Below are 16495 nucleotides of genomic sequence, written 5' to 3' on the forward strand. Positions count from 1 at the left end.
CCCTCTCGGAGGCACCCATGAAATCCGCATTCACCGCTTTGGTGCTGGTCGCCGGCTTGTCCTTGTCCGCTTGCAGTTCGGGCGAGCCGACCACGGCCGGCGTGGGTAAACCGGTCGAGGGACAAACGCTGACCATGGCGCTCGGCTCCGACCCCGGCAACCTCGACCCGCAGTTCACCTCGTTGTCGATCACCAAGCAGGTCGACGCGTTCCTCTACGACTCGCTGATCAACCTCGATCAGAACGGGCAGCAAGTGGCGGGCCTCGCGGAGAAGTGGGAAGGCACGACCACCACGGCGAAGTACACGCTGCGCAAGGGTGTCACCTGTCTGGACGGCAGCCCGCTGACAGCGACCACGGTCGCGGAGAACCTCAACTTCGTCGGCAACCCGGCCAACAAGTCGACCAGGATCGGTGTCTTCGTCCCAGCCGGCGTGAAGGCGGTCGGCGACGATGCTGCCGGCACCGTCACCGTGACGGCCCCTGCCCCGGACGCGTTCCTGGTCCGGAACATCGGCGGCCTGCACATCGTGTGCGCCAAGGGGATGAAGGACCGTTCCCTGCTGAAACAAGGCTCGGACGGCACTGGGATGTACAAGGTCGCCGAGGCCGTGCCTGGTGACCACTACACGTTGACCCGGCGCAAGGATTACGCGTGGGGGCCGGGCGACTTCAAGGCTGACCAGCCGGGCCTGGCGGACAAGGTGGTGCTCAAGGTCGTCGCCAACGAGACCACCGCGGCCAACCTGCTGATCTCCGGTCAGGTCAACATCGCCGCCATCTCAGGCCCGGACAAGCAGCGGCTGCAGGCGCAGCAACTCTTCAACCGCAGCGCCGGTACTCCGCTCGGCGAGCTCTGGTTCAACCAGAAGCCCGGTCTGCCGACCGCCGATCTCGCCGTCCGTAAAGCACTCACGCAAGCCCTCGACCTGACCCAGCTGGGCAAGGTGATCACTGCTGGCACCGGCAAGCCGACCACTAGCTTCGTCGTCCCTGGCACCGGCCCCTGCAACGACGACACCGTCACCGGCAACATCCCGGGCCATGACCTCGATGCGGCCAAGGCGGCTCTGGACGCGGCCGGCTGGAAGGCGGGTGCGGGCGGGATCCGGGAGAAGGGCGGCACCAAGCTCTCCCTCGTCTTCTACTACCTGACCAACCTCGGACCGACGATCCAGTCCGGTGCGGAGCTGCTGCAGAAGGCCTGGGGTGAGCTCGGTGTCGACGTCTCACTCAAGGCGGTGTCCACCGCGGAGATCAGCACCGTCGTCCTGGCCGGCCAAGGCACCTGGCACGCCGGCCTGATCCCGCTGACGGTCAACCTGCCCAGCCAACTGGTCAGCTTCATGTCCGGCACAGGCCCCCCCAACGGCGGCAACTTCGCCTCCATCAAGAACCCCGCGTACGACGCCGCGGTCGCCAAGGCATCCAAGATCGCCGGTTCGGACGGCTGCGCCGACTGGGCAACGGCCGAACGCGCTCTCCTCAAGGAGGTCAACGTGGTCCCGTTCGTGAACTCGACCGTCCCGATCTTCGCCAAGGGCGCCACCTTCGAGCTCAGCGACGGCGTCGCCCCCCAGACCATCCGGATGCTCGGATGACCACAGCCACCAGCGTCCCGGGGGTCGGTTTCACCACCCATCCCTGGGTGCGGTTCGCCGTTCGCCGACTCGGTCGGCTGGTCGGCTCCGTCTTCGTACTGGTCAGCGCGGCCTTTCTGATGATCCATCTGATCCCCGGCGATCCGGTCCGGGGTGCACTCGGCCCCGCGGCGGCGCAGAGCCTCGTTGACGCGCAGCGCGAGTCACTGGGGCTCAATGACCCGCTCTGGTTGCAGTACGTGCATTACCTACAGCACCTGTTCACCGGCAACCTCGGTACTTCGATCACTACCGGTCTGCCCGTCTCGGACGTCATCCGGGATCGGCTACCGGCCACTGTCCAGCTCGCCTTTGCTGCCTTCGTGGTGGCGATGCTGATCGCATTGCCTGTCGGGCTGGCGATGGGTGTGCTCACGCGAGCCGGGCGTCGGCCGCGCGCCGAGCTGAGCTTCACCTCGACGACGGTCATCCTGGCTGCGATTCCTGAGTTCCTCCTAGCGGTCGGGCTCGTGTACGTGTTCGCAGTGAAGCTCCACTGGTTGCCGGTGGCCGGGCGCGGGGGCTTCTCGTCCTACGTACTGCCGGTGATCTCGTTGGCCATCGGCCCAGCTGCTGTACTCGCACGCATCTGCCGGGTGGAGCTGCTAGCGGTGCTGCAGACGGACTACCTGCGTACTGCCCGAGCCAAGCGACTCCCTGCAATTGCTGTCTACGTGCGGCACGCACTGCCCAATGCAGTGACGGCCACCATCACGCTGGGCGGACTGCTGCTCGGTGGGATGGTCGCCGGGACCGTACTGGTCGAGAACGTCTTCGGCTGGCCGGGACTGGGCAGCACGATCGTGTCGTCGATCCTGTCCAAGGACTACCCGCTCGTGCAGGGCGTAGTGCTCGTCTACGGCGCAGGCGTCCTACTGGTCAACCTGATGGTCGACGTGATTCTCGCCCTACTCGACCCCCGATCCACGATCAGGGAGAGCTGATGAGGAAGCGCTGGATCGCAGTACTTCGTACACCAGTCGGCTTGGGCGCCGGCGTGCTGCTGCTGGCGGTGCTCCTGCTGGCGCTCTTCGCTCCGATCATCTGGTCCCACCAGGCAAGTGCGATCGACACCGAGCACTTGCTGGAAGGGTCCTCGTCAGCGCACTGGCTCGGCACCGACAATCTCGGACGCGACATCTTCTACCGGGTGCTGGTCGCCTCACGGACGTCGATTCTGCTCGCGCTGGCGGCGATCTCCATCGCTGTGCTCACCGGGCTCGCATTGGGTTGTGCGCCGGTGCTGCTCGGGCGGCGGGCCGGCCGGTTGACGACCGCGGTGGTGAACATCGCGGTCGCGTTCCCCGGGCTGCTGCTCGCCCTGTTCTTCGCGGTGATCTTCGGAGTCGGCGCGAAGGGTGCGGTCCTGGCGATCGGCTTCGCGGGAGCGCCGTCCTTCGCGCGGCTGACGCAGACGTTGGTCGCGGGGATCGCCGAGCGGGACTTCGTGGCGGCCGCGCGGATCGCCGGAGTCGGGCGATTCCGGATTCTGGCGCGGCACATCCTGCCGAACATCGCCGAGCCGCTGGTGGTGAACGCCACGATCGGCGCGGGCGGTGCATTGCTTGCCTTTGCCGGCTTGTCGTTCCTCGGATTGGGTGTGCAACCACCGGCGTACGACTGGGGACGGCTGATGGGCGAGAGCCTCAACAGCATCTACGTGCATCCGGCCGCGGCGTTGGCTCCCGGGGTCGCGGTCGTCGTCGCCGGGTTGGCTTTCAACCTGTTCGGGGAGGCCGTGGCGAAGTGCTTCGGGGTACCGGTCCTGAAGAGCTTTGCGCCGGTTGTGAAGGGAGCGCCCGAGCGCTTGCCGGAGACACGGCCCGCGGCGGCTGTGGGCGACGATGCCGTGCTGGTCGTCGAAGACCTGCACGTGAGCTTCCCCGGCGCGGCTGGGCCGGTGACGCCGGTCCGCGGCATCAGCTTCTCGATCAGCCGGGGCGAGATCGTCGGGGTGGTCGGTGAGTCCGGGTCGGGCAAGAGTCTCACCGCGCTGGCCGTTGCGCAGTTGATCGAGCCGCCTGGGGAAGTACGGGCTGCTGAGTTGTCCTTTCTCGGGGCGCCGTTGCTCGGGCGGTTGGCGGTTCGCAGTACTGCGGCCGCGCGGCGACGGCTGTTGGGGACGTCGTTCGCGATGGTGTTCCAGGACCCGATGACGTCGTTCAACCCGACGAAGCGGATCGGGACGCAGCTCGCCGAGGGTGCTCGCGAGCATCAAGGGCTGACGCGGCGGAGTGCGATGGCGCGGGCGGTTGATCGGCTGCGGGCGGTTCGGATTCCGGAGGCTGAGCGACGGGCGCGGCAGTACCCGCATGAGTTCTCGGGCGGGATGCGGCAGCGGGCGATGATCGGGATGGGGCTGATGGGCACGCCGGCGCTGATCGTCGCGGATGAGCCGACGACTGCGCTTGACGTGACCGTGCAGCAGCAGGTGCTTCAACTGCTGGAGACGATTCGTGTCGAGGACGACGTCGCGGTGCTGTTGATCAGCCATGACATCACCGTCGTGGCGCAGGTCTGTGATCGCGTGCTGGTGATGTACGCGGGGCGGATCGTGGAGGACCTGCCGGCCGGTGAGTTGGCGGCGGGGGCTCGGCATCCGTATACACGCGCGTTGCTGGACGCAGTACCGGATCTGGAGACGCCGCTGGACGAGCCGTTGGCGGTGATACCGGGGCGACCGGTCGATCCTTCGGCATTCCCGGCTGGGTGTGCGTTTGCGGCTCGGTGCGAGTTTGCCCAGGACCAATGCCTGGTTGAGGATCCGGCGCTGATCAGTCACGGTCCGGCACATCAGGTGGCCTGCTGGCACCCACAAGGGACGGCAGCCACGGGTACTGCGGCCGGCGCGGGCGCCTGGCAAGCTCGGTATCTGGGCGGCGAGTCGATCAAATCGATCCGGACGGGGCTGCGATGAGCGAACTGCGTTTCGAGGGCGTGACGGTCCGGTTCGGCACAGGCAGTCGCACGGTGACCGCCGTCGATGGAGTCGACCTGACGGTGCCCTCCGGCCAGGTGGTCGGGCTCGTCGGTGAGTCCGGTTCGGGCAAGTCAACGCTGGCCCGGGCCGCGGTCGGCCTGACGACGCCATCCTCCGGCCAGATCCTCCTTGATGGCGTACCCCTACGTCATCGCCCCGGCCGGCGCCGCCCACTCCAGATGGTCTTCCAGGACCCCTACTCTTCCCTCGACCCCCGCATGACCATCGGCAACACCATCGCCGAAGCCATCCCCCGGCCGTTTCCCGACCGTCACAAAGAAGTTCGTCGCCTGCTGGAGCTGGTTGGGCTGGACGGAGAGCGGGCTGATGCGTACCCGGGGGCGTTGTCGGGTGGGCAGCGGCAGCGGGTGGCGATTGCCCGGGCGTTGGCCGGCCAGCCGGACGTGATCATCGCGGACGAGATCACCTCGGCGCTGGACGTGTCGATCCAGGGCACCGTGCTCAACCTCGTTCGCTCCCTGCAACGCGAGCTCGAGCTGTCGATGCTGTTCATCTCGCACAACCTCGCCGTCGTCCGCTACGTGAGCGACCTGATCGCCGTGATGTACCTCGGCCGGATCGTGGAATTCGGGCCGGCCGCCGAGGTCCTCGGCAATCCCCAACACGACTACACCAGAGAACTTCTCGCGGCCGTACCCCGCCGCGGCACGACCTCGCTACCCACGCTTTCAAGGAGGACTTCCTCGTGACCCGACGTCTGCGCATCGACGACCTTTCCGAGTTCGCGGTACCGGAGCAGGCGGCCCTGTCGCCGGACGGCTCCCAGATCGCCTACGTCCTGCGAACCACCGACCTCAAGGAAGACAAGACGCTGCGGAGCCTGTGGCGAGTGCCGGCGTCCGGTGGCGAGCCCCAACAGGTCACCCGAGGCACCGGCGACAGCACCCCGGTCTGGTCACCGGATGGCTCGCAGTTGGCGTTCCTGCGGGCCAAGGACGGCCCGGCGCAGCTCTGGGTACTACCGGCCGCTGGTGGCGAGCCAGAGCAGCTCACCACGCTCCCGCTGGGAGCAGGCGCAGCGCGGTGGAGTCCGGACGGCACCCGGATCGCCTTCAGCGCACCGGTCGACATAGCTGCGGCTGCGGGCGAGGACGATGAGGCACGCGGTCGCCGCGGCCATGCACCGATCGTCAGCGAGCGCCTCGACTACCAGGCCGACGGAGCCGGTTGGTTGCGCACCATGCGCCAGCACGTCCATTTCCTGGAGGTCGGCTCGAAGAAGGTCCGGCAGGCCACCGAGGGCGACTGGCACGCCGGTGATCCCGCCTGGTCGCCCGACGGCACCAAGGTCGCCTTCGGAGCCGGCACTGCGCCCGATGCCGACCTCAACCCGACAGCACCGGCCCATGTCCTCGATGCGACGGATGAGAAGGCCAAGCCTCAGCAGGTCGGGCTAGCGGAGGGCTTGGCCGGTCCGGTGCTCTGGACGGCTGATGGCTCGGCACTGCTGATCGTCGGCAACCTGAGTGGGCCGGTGGGACATGCTGGGTTGCTGCGGCTCACCTTGGACAGTGGCGAGCTGGTGAACCTGGCGGCCACTCTCGATCGAAACGTGATGCCGGGCGGTCCGGCATACCCGGGAGCCCTTCCTTCGTTGAGCTCTGACGGCAGCGCGGTCTACTTCTGCATCCGGGACCGCGGGTGCAGTCACCTGTACTCGGTGCCTGTTGCGGGTGGCACGCCGCAACGCGTGCTGGGCGAGCCGGGGCAGAACGTGTCCGGCCTCAGCGTCGCGGGCGACGTGGCGGCCGTCGTGCTGGTCACCGAGACGTCGTACGGCGAGGTCGTCACGCTGGACCTGGCGAGCGGCGAGGCGACTGCGCGGACGTCGTACGGGGAGAAGTTCGCCGACGTGGAGCACTTCGCGCGGGTGGAGCGGGAGTTCACTGTCTCGGACGGGACCGTGGTGCCGACCTACCTGATCCGCGATCCTGCGGCGACCGGCGCGCAGCCACTGCTGCTCGACATCCACGGCGGCCCGCACAACGCCTGGAACGCGGTGGCCGATGAGGTGCACTTGTACCACCAGGAGCTCGCTGCGCGCGGCTGGACTGTGCTGCTGGTGAATCCGCGCGGCAGCGACGGCTACGGCGAGGCGTTCTACAACGGAGTGGTCGGCGGCTGGGGTACGTCAGACGCCAAGGACTTCCTCGAGCCGCTGGACCAACTGGTTGCCGAGGGCATCGCTGATCCTCAACGACTTGCCGTCGCCGGCTACAGCTACGGCGGCTTCATGACCTGCTACCTCACGAGTCGCGACGACCGCTTCGCGGCAGCTGTCACCGGTGGTGTGGTCAGCGACCTGACCAGCATGGCCGGTACTTCGGACAGCGGCCACTTCCTCAGCGTCTACGAGCTCGAGTCGACGGGCGACGTCAGCGCGATGTCTCCGTTCAGCCGGGTCGACAAGGTGAAGACGCCGACCTTGGTGCTGCACGGTGACGCGGATGTGCGCTGCCCGATCGGCCAGGCGCAACAGTGGCACACGGCGCTGCGCGAGCAGGGGGTGCCGACGCAATTGGTGCTCTACCCGGAGGCGAGCCACCTGTTCATCGTGGAGGGGCGGCCGTCGCACCGGCTCGACTTCAACCGGCGCATCCTCGACTGGGTCGAGCAGTACGCCGGCGACGCGGCCGGGCCTCGGCATGCGCGGATCGACGCTTCGCATTGGCAGCGCAGGTTGAGCACTTTGGCGGCGAAGCACGGCGTACCGGGTGCCACGCTGGGGATCCTGCGGGGTGACGAGCTGGTGGAGGCGGCTTTCGGCGTGCTGAACAAGAACACCGGCGTCGAGGTGACGACCGATTCGCTGTTCCAGATCGGCTCGATGACGAAGGTCTGGACGGCGACGCTCGCGCTGCAACTCGTCGACGAGGGGCTGCTCGACCTGGACGCGCCGATCATCGAGGTACTGCCCGAGCTTCAACTGGGCGATCCCGACGTCGCCAAGCAGGTGACGATGCGGCAGCTCCTCACCCACACCAGCGGGATCGATGGGGATGTGTTCACCGACACCGGGCGCGGTGACGACTGCTTGGAGAAGTACGTCGACGGGCTGGCCGAGGTCGGCCAGAACCATCCACTGGGCGCTACCTGGTCGTACTGCAACTCCGGCTTCTCGCTAGCGGGTCGGGTGATCGAGAAGCTCACCGGCAAGACCTGGGATCAGGCATTGCGCGAGCGGATCATCGTCCCGCTCAAGCTCGACCACACCGTCACCCTGCCCGAGGAGGCGCTGATGTATCGCGCTGCGGTCGGGCACGAAGGCGAGGGTGGCGAGGAGCCTTCGGTCGCTCCGGTCTGGGGCTTGCCGCGATCGCTGGGGCCGGCCGGGTTGGTCACCTCTACCGTTGCGGATGCGTTGGGCTTTGCCCGGCTTCACTTGTCCGGCGGGCTTGCACCGGACGGGACTCGGGTGCTCAGCTCGGAGTCGGTGGCCGCGATGGCTGAGAAGCATGCGGAGCTGCCCGACAAGTACTCGCTCGGCGACTCGTGGGGGCTGGGCTGGATCCGGTTCGACTGGGACGGTCACCGGCTGATCGGGCACGACGGCAACACGATCGGACAGGCCGCGTTCCTGCGGGTGTTGCCGTCCGAGGGGCTGGCGGTGACGCTGCTGACCAACGGCGGCAACACGCGGGACTTGTACGAGGAGCTTTATCGCGAGATCTTCCTCGAACTGGCCGGAGTGGCCATGCCGTCGCCGCTGTCCGCGCCTGCGGAGCCGCCGGTTGTCGACATCGAGAAGCACGTCGGCCGGTACGAGCGCGCCAGTTCTCTGCAGGAGGTGTTCGTGCGCGACGGTGAAGCGGTACTGCGGATGACGCTCACCGGGCCGCTGGCCGCATTGACGCCGGAGCCGTCGCACGAGTTCGTGATGACACCGGTCGACGAGACCGGCGACCTGTTCGTACTCCGGCAGCCGGGGTCGCTGACCTGGATTCCGCTGACGTTCTACTCGTTGCCGACTGGTGAGAAGTACCTGCACTGCGGGGTTCGCGCCACTCCTAAGGTGGGCGGATGACATCACTCGTGGATCAGATGCAGGCTGCGTTGCCGTCGATGCTGGCGGATCTGGAGACGTTGGTGACGTGTGAGTCGCCGTCCTCGGATCTGTCCGCGGTTGCTGCTAGTGCCGCCGTGGTGGCGGCGCTCGGGACGGAGCGGCTCGGCGTCGCACCGGAGTACGTGGTGGTCGATGGCGTCAACCATTTGCGTTGGCGGCTCGGCGATGGACCGTCGCGCGTGCTGGTGCTCGCGCATCACGACACGGTGTGGCCTATCGGGTCGCTTGCCACGCATCCGTTCGTGGTTGAGGACGGCGTCCTGCGGGGGCCTGGGTCGTTCGACATGAAGACCGGGTTGGTGATGGCGTTCCATGCGCTGGCCGCGCTGCCTTCGGCGGCCGGCGTGACGTTGCTGGTGACCGGTGACGAAGAGCTGGGTTCGCCGTCGTCGCGTGCACTCATCGAGGAAGAGGCGGCAGGGTGTGTTGCCGCTTTGGTGCTCGAGGCGTCGGCGGAGGGTGCCCTGAAGCTCGAGCGCAAGGGCGTCTCCAACTACGAGATCCGGATCGTCGGACGCGCGTCGCATGCCGGGCTCGAGCCTGAGCTCGGGGTCAACGCGAGCATCGAGGCCGCGCACCAGATCCTTGCCGTCAGCAACCTCGGTGACCCTTCGGTTGGCACCACCGTCACGCCCACTCTCCTGACCTCCGGGACCACGCGGAACACCGTGCCCGCTGTGGGCAGCTTCCTGATCGACGTACGGGCGCGCTCGGTCGCCGAGCAACTCCGGGTGGACGCGGCGCTGCATGCCTTGAAGCCGGTACTTCCCGAGGCGACGCTCGAGGTCATCGGCGGCCCGAACCGGCCGCCGCTGGAGCGCAAGATGTCCGAGGATCTCTATCGACAGGCGTCGGACCTTGCTGCCTCACTGGGCCTACCGCCTTTGCGGGACATCTCCGTCGGCGGCGGCTCCGACGGCAACTTCACCGCAGGCGTCGGTACTCCGACCCTCGACGGCCTGGGCGCCGTCGGTGGCGGCGCCCACGCTGACGACGAACACGTGGTCGTCTCCGAGATCGCCCCACGGACCGCCCTGCTGGCCGCCCTCCTCGCCGACCTACTGGACAGACCATGACCGCCCCTGAGGTGGAGTCGGTCGTCTCCGAGGCTGTGCGGGACGGGTTGGCCGCGGCTGCTTCGGCCGGGGTGAAGATTCGGGAACTGCGGGAACTGGCGGACCTCGATGAGGTCTATCGCCTGTACAACTCGATCTGGCGCCCCGACCCGAAGAACCCACCGGTGACCACGGAACTCCTGCGAGCCCTCACCAAAGCAGGCAATTACGTAGGCGGCGCCTACGACGGCAACACCCTCATCGGCGCCTGCGTAGGTTTCTTCGGCGCCCCCGCCGAGGTGACCATGCACAGCCACGTAGCCGGCGTCTCCAGTGCCGCCCGCGGCCGCAACGTCGGCTTCGCGCTGAAACTCCACCAACGAGCCTGGGCCTTGGAGCGCGGCGTCACCGCAATCTCCTGGACCTTCGACCCCCTGATCCGCCGCAACGCCTACTTCAACCTGACGAAGCTGGCCGCGCGCCCCACCGAATACCTCACCAATTTCTACGGCCCCATGGCCGACAGCATCAACAACGCCGACGACTCCGACCGCCTCCTGGTCAGCTGGCAACTCGACGCGGACGCCGTCCAAGCGGCCGCCCGCTCGAGCGTTCGCTCCCGCCCGACCTCGGCCGTCGCCGACAGCGGCGGCCACGCGTCCGGCTCCGCCTTTTCCACCTTGAGTGGGCACCTTGCCCAGATGTTGCGGGAGGCAACGGTCTTGCTGACCAGCGGCAGCGACGGGCGACCGGTTGTTGGCGAGTCCGCCGGAGATGGGGGGACGGTGCTGGTCGGCGTACCGGCTGATGTTGAGGGGTTGCGCGGAAATGATCCGGGAGCAGCGAAGGAGTGGCGGCTGGTGTTGCGGGAGGTGCTGGGTGGGTTGATGGCGGATGGGGCCCGGGTGACCGGGTTCGATCGGGCTGGGTGGTACGTGGTCGAACGTCCTGGAAAGGGGCTGGTGTGATGAAGCTGACCGGAGTCGAGTTGCGGCGGATCTCGTTGCCGTTGGTGTCGCCGTTCCGGACGTCGTTCGGGACCGAGACGACGCGCGACGCGTTGCTGGTCCGCGTCGTGTCCACCGAGGCGGAGGGGTGGGGCGAGTGCGTCGCGATGAGCGGGCCGCTCTACTCATCGGAGTACGTGGACGGCGCGATCGACGTACTGCGACGCTTCTTCGTACCGGCCTTGGGTGCTGTCGAACGCCTATCGGCCGTCGGCGTCGCGCCGGCGCTGGCCAAGTTCCACGGCCACCGGATGGCGAAGGCCGCGCTCGAGACCGCCGTACTGGACGCCGAGCTGCGAGCCGAAGGCCGCCCGCTGGCACGCGAACTCGGCGCAGTCCACGACCGCGTCCCCTGCGGCGTCTCGGTCGGCATCATGAACTCGATCCCCGAACTACTCGACGCAGTCGGCGGCTACCTCGACGAGGGCTACCTACGCATCAAGCTCAAGATCCAACCCGGCTGGGACATCGACCCGGTCGCCGCGGTCCGCGAACGCTTCGGCGACGACATCCTGCTGCAAGTGGACGCCAACACCGCCTACTCGGTGTCCGACGCCCGCCACCTCGCCAGACTGGACCCCTTCAACCTCCTCCTGATCGAGCAACCCCTCGACGAGGAGGACATCCTCGGCCACGCCGAACTCGCCCGCTCGATCAAGACCCCCGTCTGCCTCGACGAATCCATCACCTCAGCCCGCGCAGCCGCCGCCGCGATCACTCTCGGCGCGTGCTCGATCATCAACATCAAACCCGGCCGAGTCGGCGGCTACCTCGAATCCGTCCGCATCCACGACGTCTGCGTAGCTCACGGCATCCCCGTCTGGTGCGGCGGCATGCTCGAAACCGGCCTCGGCCGAGCCGCCAACGTTGCGCTCGCAGCCCTCCCCGGCTTCACCCTCCCCGGCGACACCTCCGCCTCGAGCCGCTACTACCAAACCGACATCACCACCCCGTTCACGCTCGACAACGGCCACCTCCCCGTCCCCACGACCCCCGGCATCGGCATCGACCCCCTCCCCGACCAACTGGCGGCAGCAACCACCACCACCGAGTGGCTCCCGCTGTAAGTTGTCGGAACGGACTAAATCAGGGGCTGAAATTGTGCACCTGGACGAACTAGACTGGGTTCCCGGCTTCTAAGTTCGGAAAGGTGCTGCCTTCCGTGACGAATCGACCACGTGCAAGCCTCGGCCGGGTGCTCGACGATCTGGGCGCCACCCTGCTCGAACTCGTCCACGGTGACCCCGACCAGCCGGCCGAGATCGGTGGCGTCGTCATCCACGACCCACTCGACGAGCCGGTGCTCCCCCGCCACGCGCTCGTCCTCGGCGTCGGTCTGCAGGAACCTTCGGTCATCTCCTGGGTACTGCGCGACCTCGGCCGCCAGCAGGCCGCCGGACTCGTCGTCCGCTCCCCGATCGCCCCCGACGAGGCGATCACCAACGCGGTCACCGAGTCCGGCGTCGCCCTGCTCGGTCTTACCCGAGGCGCCTCCTGGGACCAGCTCGCAGTACTCCTGAGATCGCTCCTCGCCGACGGCGACGTCGGAGTGGCCGAGCCGGAAACCCTCGGCGGGATGCCCTCCGGCGACCTCTTCGCCCTCGCCAACGCGGCCGCCGCCCTCCTCGACGCGCCGATCACCATCGAGGACCGCAGCTCCCGCGTCCTCGCCTTCTCCAACCGCCAGGACGAAGCCGACCCCGCCCGGGTCGAGACCGTCCTCGGCCGCCAGGTGCCGCAGCGCTACTCCCGGCTGCTCAACGAGCGAGGCGTATTCCGCGACCTGTACCGAACCGATCAGCCGGTCTACATCCCCCCATTGCCTGTCACCAAAGGCGAAATCACCCTTCCCCGCGTCGCTGTCGCCGTCCGTGCCGGCGACGAGATCCTCGGCTCGATCTGGGCCGCCGTCCGCGACCCGCTCAGCGAGGAACGCACCCAGGCACTCTGCGACGCGGCCAAGCTCGTCGCCCTTCACATGCTCCGCATCCGCGCCGGCGCCGACGTCGAGCGCCGACTCCGCGCCGATCTGGTCAGTACTGCGCTCGAAGGCGGCGCCGGAGCCCGCGATGCGCTCGATCGTCTGGGCCTGACCGACCAGCCTGTCGTAGTACTGGCTCTGGCTGTTCCCGTCTCCGACTCGCTGGTCGGCGAGGCCGGGTTGGCCACCGAGCGGCAGCGGCTGGCCGACGCGTTCGCGATGCATCTCGGTGCCGTCCATCCGCGTTCGGCCGCCGCGCTGGTCGGCGATGTCGCCTACGGGTTGATGCCAGTCCGCGCCGATCGCTCGGATGGCGAGGAGAACGCAGTACGGATCGCCAAGGACTTCCTCGACCGGATCGGCGAACGCGTCACCGCGACGATCGGCGTCGGTCCGGTGGTACGCGAAACCTCCCGTCTCCCCCACGCCCGCGCCGGCGCTGACCGGGCTCTCCGGGTACTCCGAACAGCCCGCGGCTCACAGCGGGTCGCCCGGCTGGCCGACGTACATGTCGAATCGCTCCTGCTCGAACTGCGAGACCTCATCGAGGCCCGTGGCGATCAACCGACAGGCCCGATCGCGCGCCTGGTCGCGTACGACCGCGAGCACAACACGAACCTGGTCGAAACCCTGCGAGCCTGGCTGGACGCCTTCGGCGACGTCATCGCCGCGGCCGCCGCCGTCTACGTGCACCCCAACACCTTCCGGTACCGTCTCCGCCGCCTCGCCGAAGTCGGCGCCCTCGACCTCGACGACCCCGAAGCCCGCTTCGCCGCCATGCTCCAACTCCGCGTCGTCAGCCCACCTCGGCCTTCTCGAGGTGCGGCCTCAGCTCGGCTTGCGGAGGACGCCGGTTCGTAGTTGCCAGTGTTCGCCGGCGCGGAGGTGGGAGACGAAGGCCCGTTGCAGCGAGGTCTCTTGGGGCACTCGATCCAGGTCGTCCTCCGTGAGCGGGCCATCGTCAGGTACCGAGAGATGCAGGCCGAGCCGCATCATCTCGCGGTCGCCCTCGCTCGGGTCCTTCATGGGCAGCTGCGGGAGCAGATCGAAGCGCCGCTGGAATCGGATGATGTTGGAGTCCGCGGACAGGTAGTCGGCGAGATCCGGATCGAGAAGCCACGAGTGACAGACGAACGCGGCGACGGGCTCCTCGGGATAACACCGCTCGAACAGCCGTGTCGCCTGGGCAACCGACTCCTCGGACGCCTGCGCATCGAGCCGCCCGGTCGGCGGGATGTGCATCATCAGTACGTGACCTGAAACGCCGTCGCCGATCCCCAGCTGAGCCCGCGTGAAAGCATGCCGCCCGATCTCGAAATCCGTCCCCCGGAACCGCAACGGCGGACTCCACAACGGAATCAGCCCCACCCCCGCCCGCCCGAAGATCTGCCGATGCGTACTCATCACCCCACCCAGCGCCGACACCGTCGCCCTGGTCACCGCCTCCGGCACCCCACGCCGCGCATGCACCTCAACCAACCGAGAAACACAAGCCAGCAACGCCCAAGCCCCCCGCAAACAACCCCGCCGCCGAAGACTCCATCGGCACCGCCGGCCAAGCCTCAAACCCAGTAGACGGAACCGCCATCTCCATCTCCCGCACAACACTCTCCGCCAACGCAGCCGTAACCGCCCACCACTCCGGCTCTCTCACAGCATCCGGCCGAGCCGCCAGCATCTCCTCACGATCCTGCCCACCAACCCCACAAAACTCCATCAACCCAACAGCCTCCTCCCCCGGCAACACCAACCCCGCGCCCACATCCACACCGGCACCCGCGCTCATACCCGCGTCCACATCCGCCATCCCGCTCCCCTTCGTCGAGATCACCGCTCCCTCGACCCCACCACGGGCCGCCCCCGGCCCGCACGACTCCTGTGACCCACCTCACGCCCGACGCCGGCGCGGACGGCAAGCCACCCGGCGGACCCGGGTAGCGCCAGGGCTACCGGAGCCGTAGCGGGCAGGTGATGTCCGACGGCATGACTGGACGGTGTGCTTGAGGGAGTGGATCTCGACGACCCTGCAGAGGTGGGACATGAGGCTTGAGCGAAGCACGCCCGGGCGGCGCGGAGTACTGGCGATGGGCCTAGCCGCCGCGACGGCGCCCTGGGTGACGTCCGCAACGGACGCGGCAGCCGGCGGGACGGCGACACAGGGCCGGGCGGCCCAGGGCACGGCGACGCAGGCTGCGGGAGCGCAGCCGGATGGTCCTGGGATCGCCGAGCTTGCCCATCAGATGGTGGTGGGGCGGATTTCTGCTGTGGAGCTGACTCGGTATTACCTGGAGCGGATTGAGAGGATCGATCGGCGCGGCCCTGGGTTGCGGGCCGTGATTGAGGTCAATCCTGATGCGATGCGCGAGGCGCGGCGGCTGGATGCGGAGCGGCGTACACGTGGGGTTCGTGGTCCGCTTCATGGGTTGCCGATGTTGATGAAGGACCTCTTCGATACAGCGGATCGGATGCACACGACGGCCGGCTCGCTCGCGTTGGAGGGCGGACGGCCAAAGGTGGATTCGGCCGTGGCGGCGAAGCTTCGGGCGGCCGGTGCGGTGTTGCTCGGCAAGACCAACCTGAGTGAGTGGGCCGGCGGCATCTCGATTACCCATCACCCCGGCTGGAGCGCCCGCGGCGGCCAGACGCGCAACCCGTACAAGCTCGACCGATCCCCAAGCGAATCCAGCTCCGGTACGGCGGTAGCGGCCGCCGCGAACCTCTGCGTCGCGGGGATCGGCACTGAGACCAACGGCTCGATCGTCGACCCGGCCGCAGCCAACTCGGTCGTGGGTGTGAAACCCACCGTGGGTCTGATCAGCCGCGCCGGCATGATCCAAGGAGTACCGAGCCAGGACAGCGTCGGCCCCATCGCCCGCACCGTCCGCGACGCCGCGATCGTGCTCGGCGCGTTGGCCGGAGTCGACGAGCGGGATCCGGCGACGAAGGCGAGTCGCGGGCACTTGCACCTGGACTACACGCAGTTCCTCGACGACGACGGCTTGCGGGGCGCGCGGATCGGCGTACCGCGTGAGGTGTACTTCGGGTACAGCAGCCACGCCGACGAGATCGCCGAGCAGGCGATCGAGGTGATGCGAAAGGCCGGCGCCACAATCGTCGACCCAGCCAACATCCCGACAGCGCAGCAACTCGAGGACACCGAGACCTCGATCGTCGTGCAGGCGTACGAGGCCAAGCGAGCGATCAACCGATACCTGTCCACAACTCCAGGCGACCACCCGCGCAGCCTGCCCGAACTGATCGCCTTCAACCGCGAGCACGCCGACCGCGAGCTGCTCTACGTGCGCCAAGACGGGCTGGAGGCCATCCAGGCGCTCGACTTCTCCGACGCGGAGTACCGCGCGGCCTTGGCCACCAACCACCGGCTGTCCCGCACCGAAGGCATCGACGCCGTACTACGCCAGCACCGCCTCGACGCCCTCGTGATGCCGACCAGCGCACCCCCGGGCAAGATCGACCTCATCAACGGCGACAACTACCTGGGCGGCAGCTCCACCCCCGCCGCACTGGCCGGCTACCCCGCCATCAACGTCCCCGCCGGCTTCGCCTTCGGCCTCCCCGTCGGCATCACCTTCATCGGCACAGCCTGGTCCGAACCAGTACTCCTTCGCCTGGCCCACGCCTACGAACAAAAATCCCAAGCCCGCCACACCCCCACCTACCGCCCAGCCGACATCGGCCTCTAACCCAACACACGAACTCGCGAACGCCGGAACGTCTGGCACCG

Annotated in this window: 12 protein-coding genes; 10 read left to right on the forward strand and 2 right to left on the reverse strand. The window is 68.0% G+C overall.

Features of this window, described 5'->3' with window-relative positions:
* Positions 1-17: 17 nt before the first annotated feature.
* The 9 genes from ABD116_RS00960 (at position 18) to ABD116_RS01000 (ending at position 13611) form a co-directional block, all read left to right on the forward strand.
* Positions 18-1601: an ABC transporter substrate-binding protein gene (locus ABD116_RS00960; protein WP_343963727.1), complete on the forward strand. Its 1584-nt coding sequence runs from the start codon at positions 18-20 to the stop codon at positions 1599-1601.
* Positions 1598-2584, forward strand: coding sequence for an ABC transporter permease (locus ABD116_RS00965; protein ID WP_343963729.1), 987 nt, complete (start codon positions 1598-1600; stop codon positions 2582-2584). Before ABD116_RS00960 ends, ABD116_RS00965 begins: the two co-directional genes overlap by 4 nt.
* Positions 2584-4557, forward strand: coding sequence for a dipeptide/oligopeptide/nickel ABC transporter permease/ATP-binding protein (locus tag ABD116_RS00970; RefSeq protein WP_343963731.1), 1974 nt, complete (start codon positions 2584-2586; stop codon positions 4555-4557). Before ABD116_RS00965 ends, ABD116_RS00970 begins: the two co-directional genes overlap by 1 nt.
* Positions 4554-5330, forward strand: coding sequence for an ABC transporter ATP-binding protein (locus ABD116_RS00975; protein ID WP_343963733.1), 777 nt, complete (start codon positions 4554-4556; stop codon positions 5328-5330). Before ABD116_RS00970 ends, ABD116_RS00975 begins: the two co-directional genes overlap by 4 nt.
* Complete coding sequence (locus ABD116_RS00980) at positions 5327-8665, forward strand: serine hydrolase (protein WP_343963735.1); 3339 nt, start codon at positions 5327-5329, stop codon at positions 8663-8665. Before ABD116_RS00975 ends, ABD116_RS00980 begins: the two co-directional genes overlap by 4 nt.
* The gene (locus tag ABD116_RS00985) at positions 8662-9783 is read left to right on the forward strand and encodes a M20 family metallopeptidase (RefSeq protein WP_343963737.1); all 1122 of its coding nucleotides are present in this window, start codon (positions 8662-8664) and stop codon (positions 9781-9783) included. Before ABD116_RS00980 ends, ABD116_RS00985 begins: the two co-directional genes overlap by 4 nt.
* On the forward strand, positions 9780-10730 hold the full coding sequence (locus tag ABD116_RS00990; protein WP_343963739.1) for a GNAT family N-acetyltransferase: 951 nt from the start codon (positions 9780-9782) through the stop codon (positions 10728-10730). Before ABD116_RS00985 ends, ABD116_RS00990 begins: the two co-directional genes overlap by 4 nt.
* Positions 10730-11836 carry an o-succinylbenzoate synthase gene (gene menC / locus ABD116_RS00995; protein ID WP_343963741.1) on the forward strand — a complete coding sequence of 369 codons (1107 nt, stop codon included), beginning with the start codon at positions 10730-10732 and terminating at the stop codon, positions 11834-11836. Before ABD116_RS00990 ends, menC begins: the two co-directional genes overlap by 1 nt.
* A gap of 95 nt (positions 11837-11931) precedes the next feature.
* Positions 11932-13611 carry a PucR family transcriptional regulator gene (locus tag ABD116_RS01000; RefSeq protein ID WP_343963743.1) on the forward strand — a complete coding sequence of 560 codons (1680 nt, stop codon included), beginning with the start codon at positions 11932-11934 and terminating at the stop codon, positions 13609-13611.
* Here the strand turns inward: ABD116_RS01000 and ABD116_RS01005 are convergent.
* Together ABD116_RS01005 and ABD116_RS01010 are read right to left on the reverse strand one after the other, a co-directional pair.
* Complete coding sequence (locus ABD116_RS01005; RefSeq protein WP_343964227.1) at positions 13579-14220, reverse strand: hypothetical protein; 642 nt, start codon at positions 14218-14220, stop codon at positions 13579-13581. The two genes, ABD116_RS01000 and ABD116_RS01005, sit on opposite strands and share 33 nt — an antisense overlap.
* Before the next feature lies 1 nt (position 14221).
* Positions 14222-14581: a hypothetical protein gene (locus tag ABD116_RS01010; protein ID WP_343963745.1), complete on the reverse strand. Its 360-nt coding sequence runs from the start codon at positions 14579-14581 to the stop codon at positions 14222-14224.
* Positions 14582-14789: 208 nt separating this feature from the next.
* On the opposite strand from ABD116_RS01010, the gene ABD116_RS01015 reads away from it, so the two are divergent.
* Entirely contained in the window at positions 14790-16454 is a 1665-nt protein-coding gene (locus ABD116_RS01015; RefSeq protein WP_343963747.1) for an amidase, read from the forward strand.
* Positions 16455-16495: the final 41 nt, after the last annotated feature.

The organism is Kribbella koreensis (genome assembly GCF_039525325.1).
Classification (GTDB): Bacteria; Actinomycetota; Actinomycetes; order Propionibacteriales; family Kribbellaceae; genus Kribbella; species Kribbella koreensis.

Bases quoted from the DNA above. Each gene is read 5' to 3' on its own strand.
- ABD116_RS00960 (WP_343963727.1), top strand. From the start codon at position 18: ATGAAATCCGCATTCACCGCTTTGGTGCTGGTCGCCGGCTTGTCCTTG.
- ABD116_RS00965 (WP_343963729.1), top strand. From the start codon at position 1,598: ATGACCACAGCCACCAGCGTCCCGGGGGTCGGTTTCACCACCCATCCC.
- ABD116_RS00970 (WP_343963731.1), top strand. From the start codon at position 2,584: ATGAGGAAGCGCTGGATCGCAGTACTTCGTACACCAGTCGGCTTGGGC.
- ABD116_RS00975 (WP_343963733.1), top strand. From the start codon at position 4,554: ATGAGCGAACTGCGTTTCGAGGGCGTGACGGTCCGGTTCGGCACAGGC.
- ABD116_RS00985 (WP_343963737.1), top strand. From the start codon at position 8,662: ATGACATCACTCGTGGATCAGATGCAGGCTGCGTTGCCGTCGATGCTG.
- ABD116_RS00990 (WP_343963739.1), top strand. From the start codon at position 9,780: ATGACCGCCCCTGAGGTGGAGTCGGTCGTCTCCGAGGCTGTGCGGGAC.
- menC (WP_343963741.1), top strand. From the start codon at position 10,730: ATGAAGCTGACCGGAGTCGAGTTGCGGCGGATCTCGTTGCCGTTGGTG.
- ABD116_RS01015 (WP_343963747.1), top strand. From the start codon at position 14,790: ATGAGGCTTGAGCGAAGCACGCCCGGGCGGCGCGGAGTACTGGCGATG.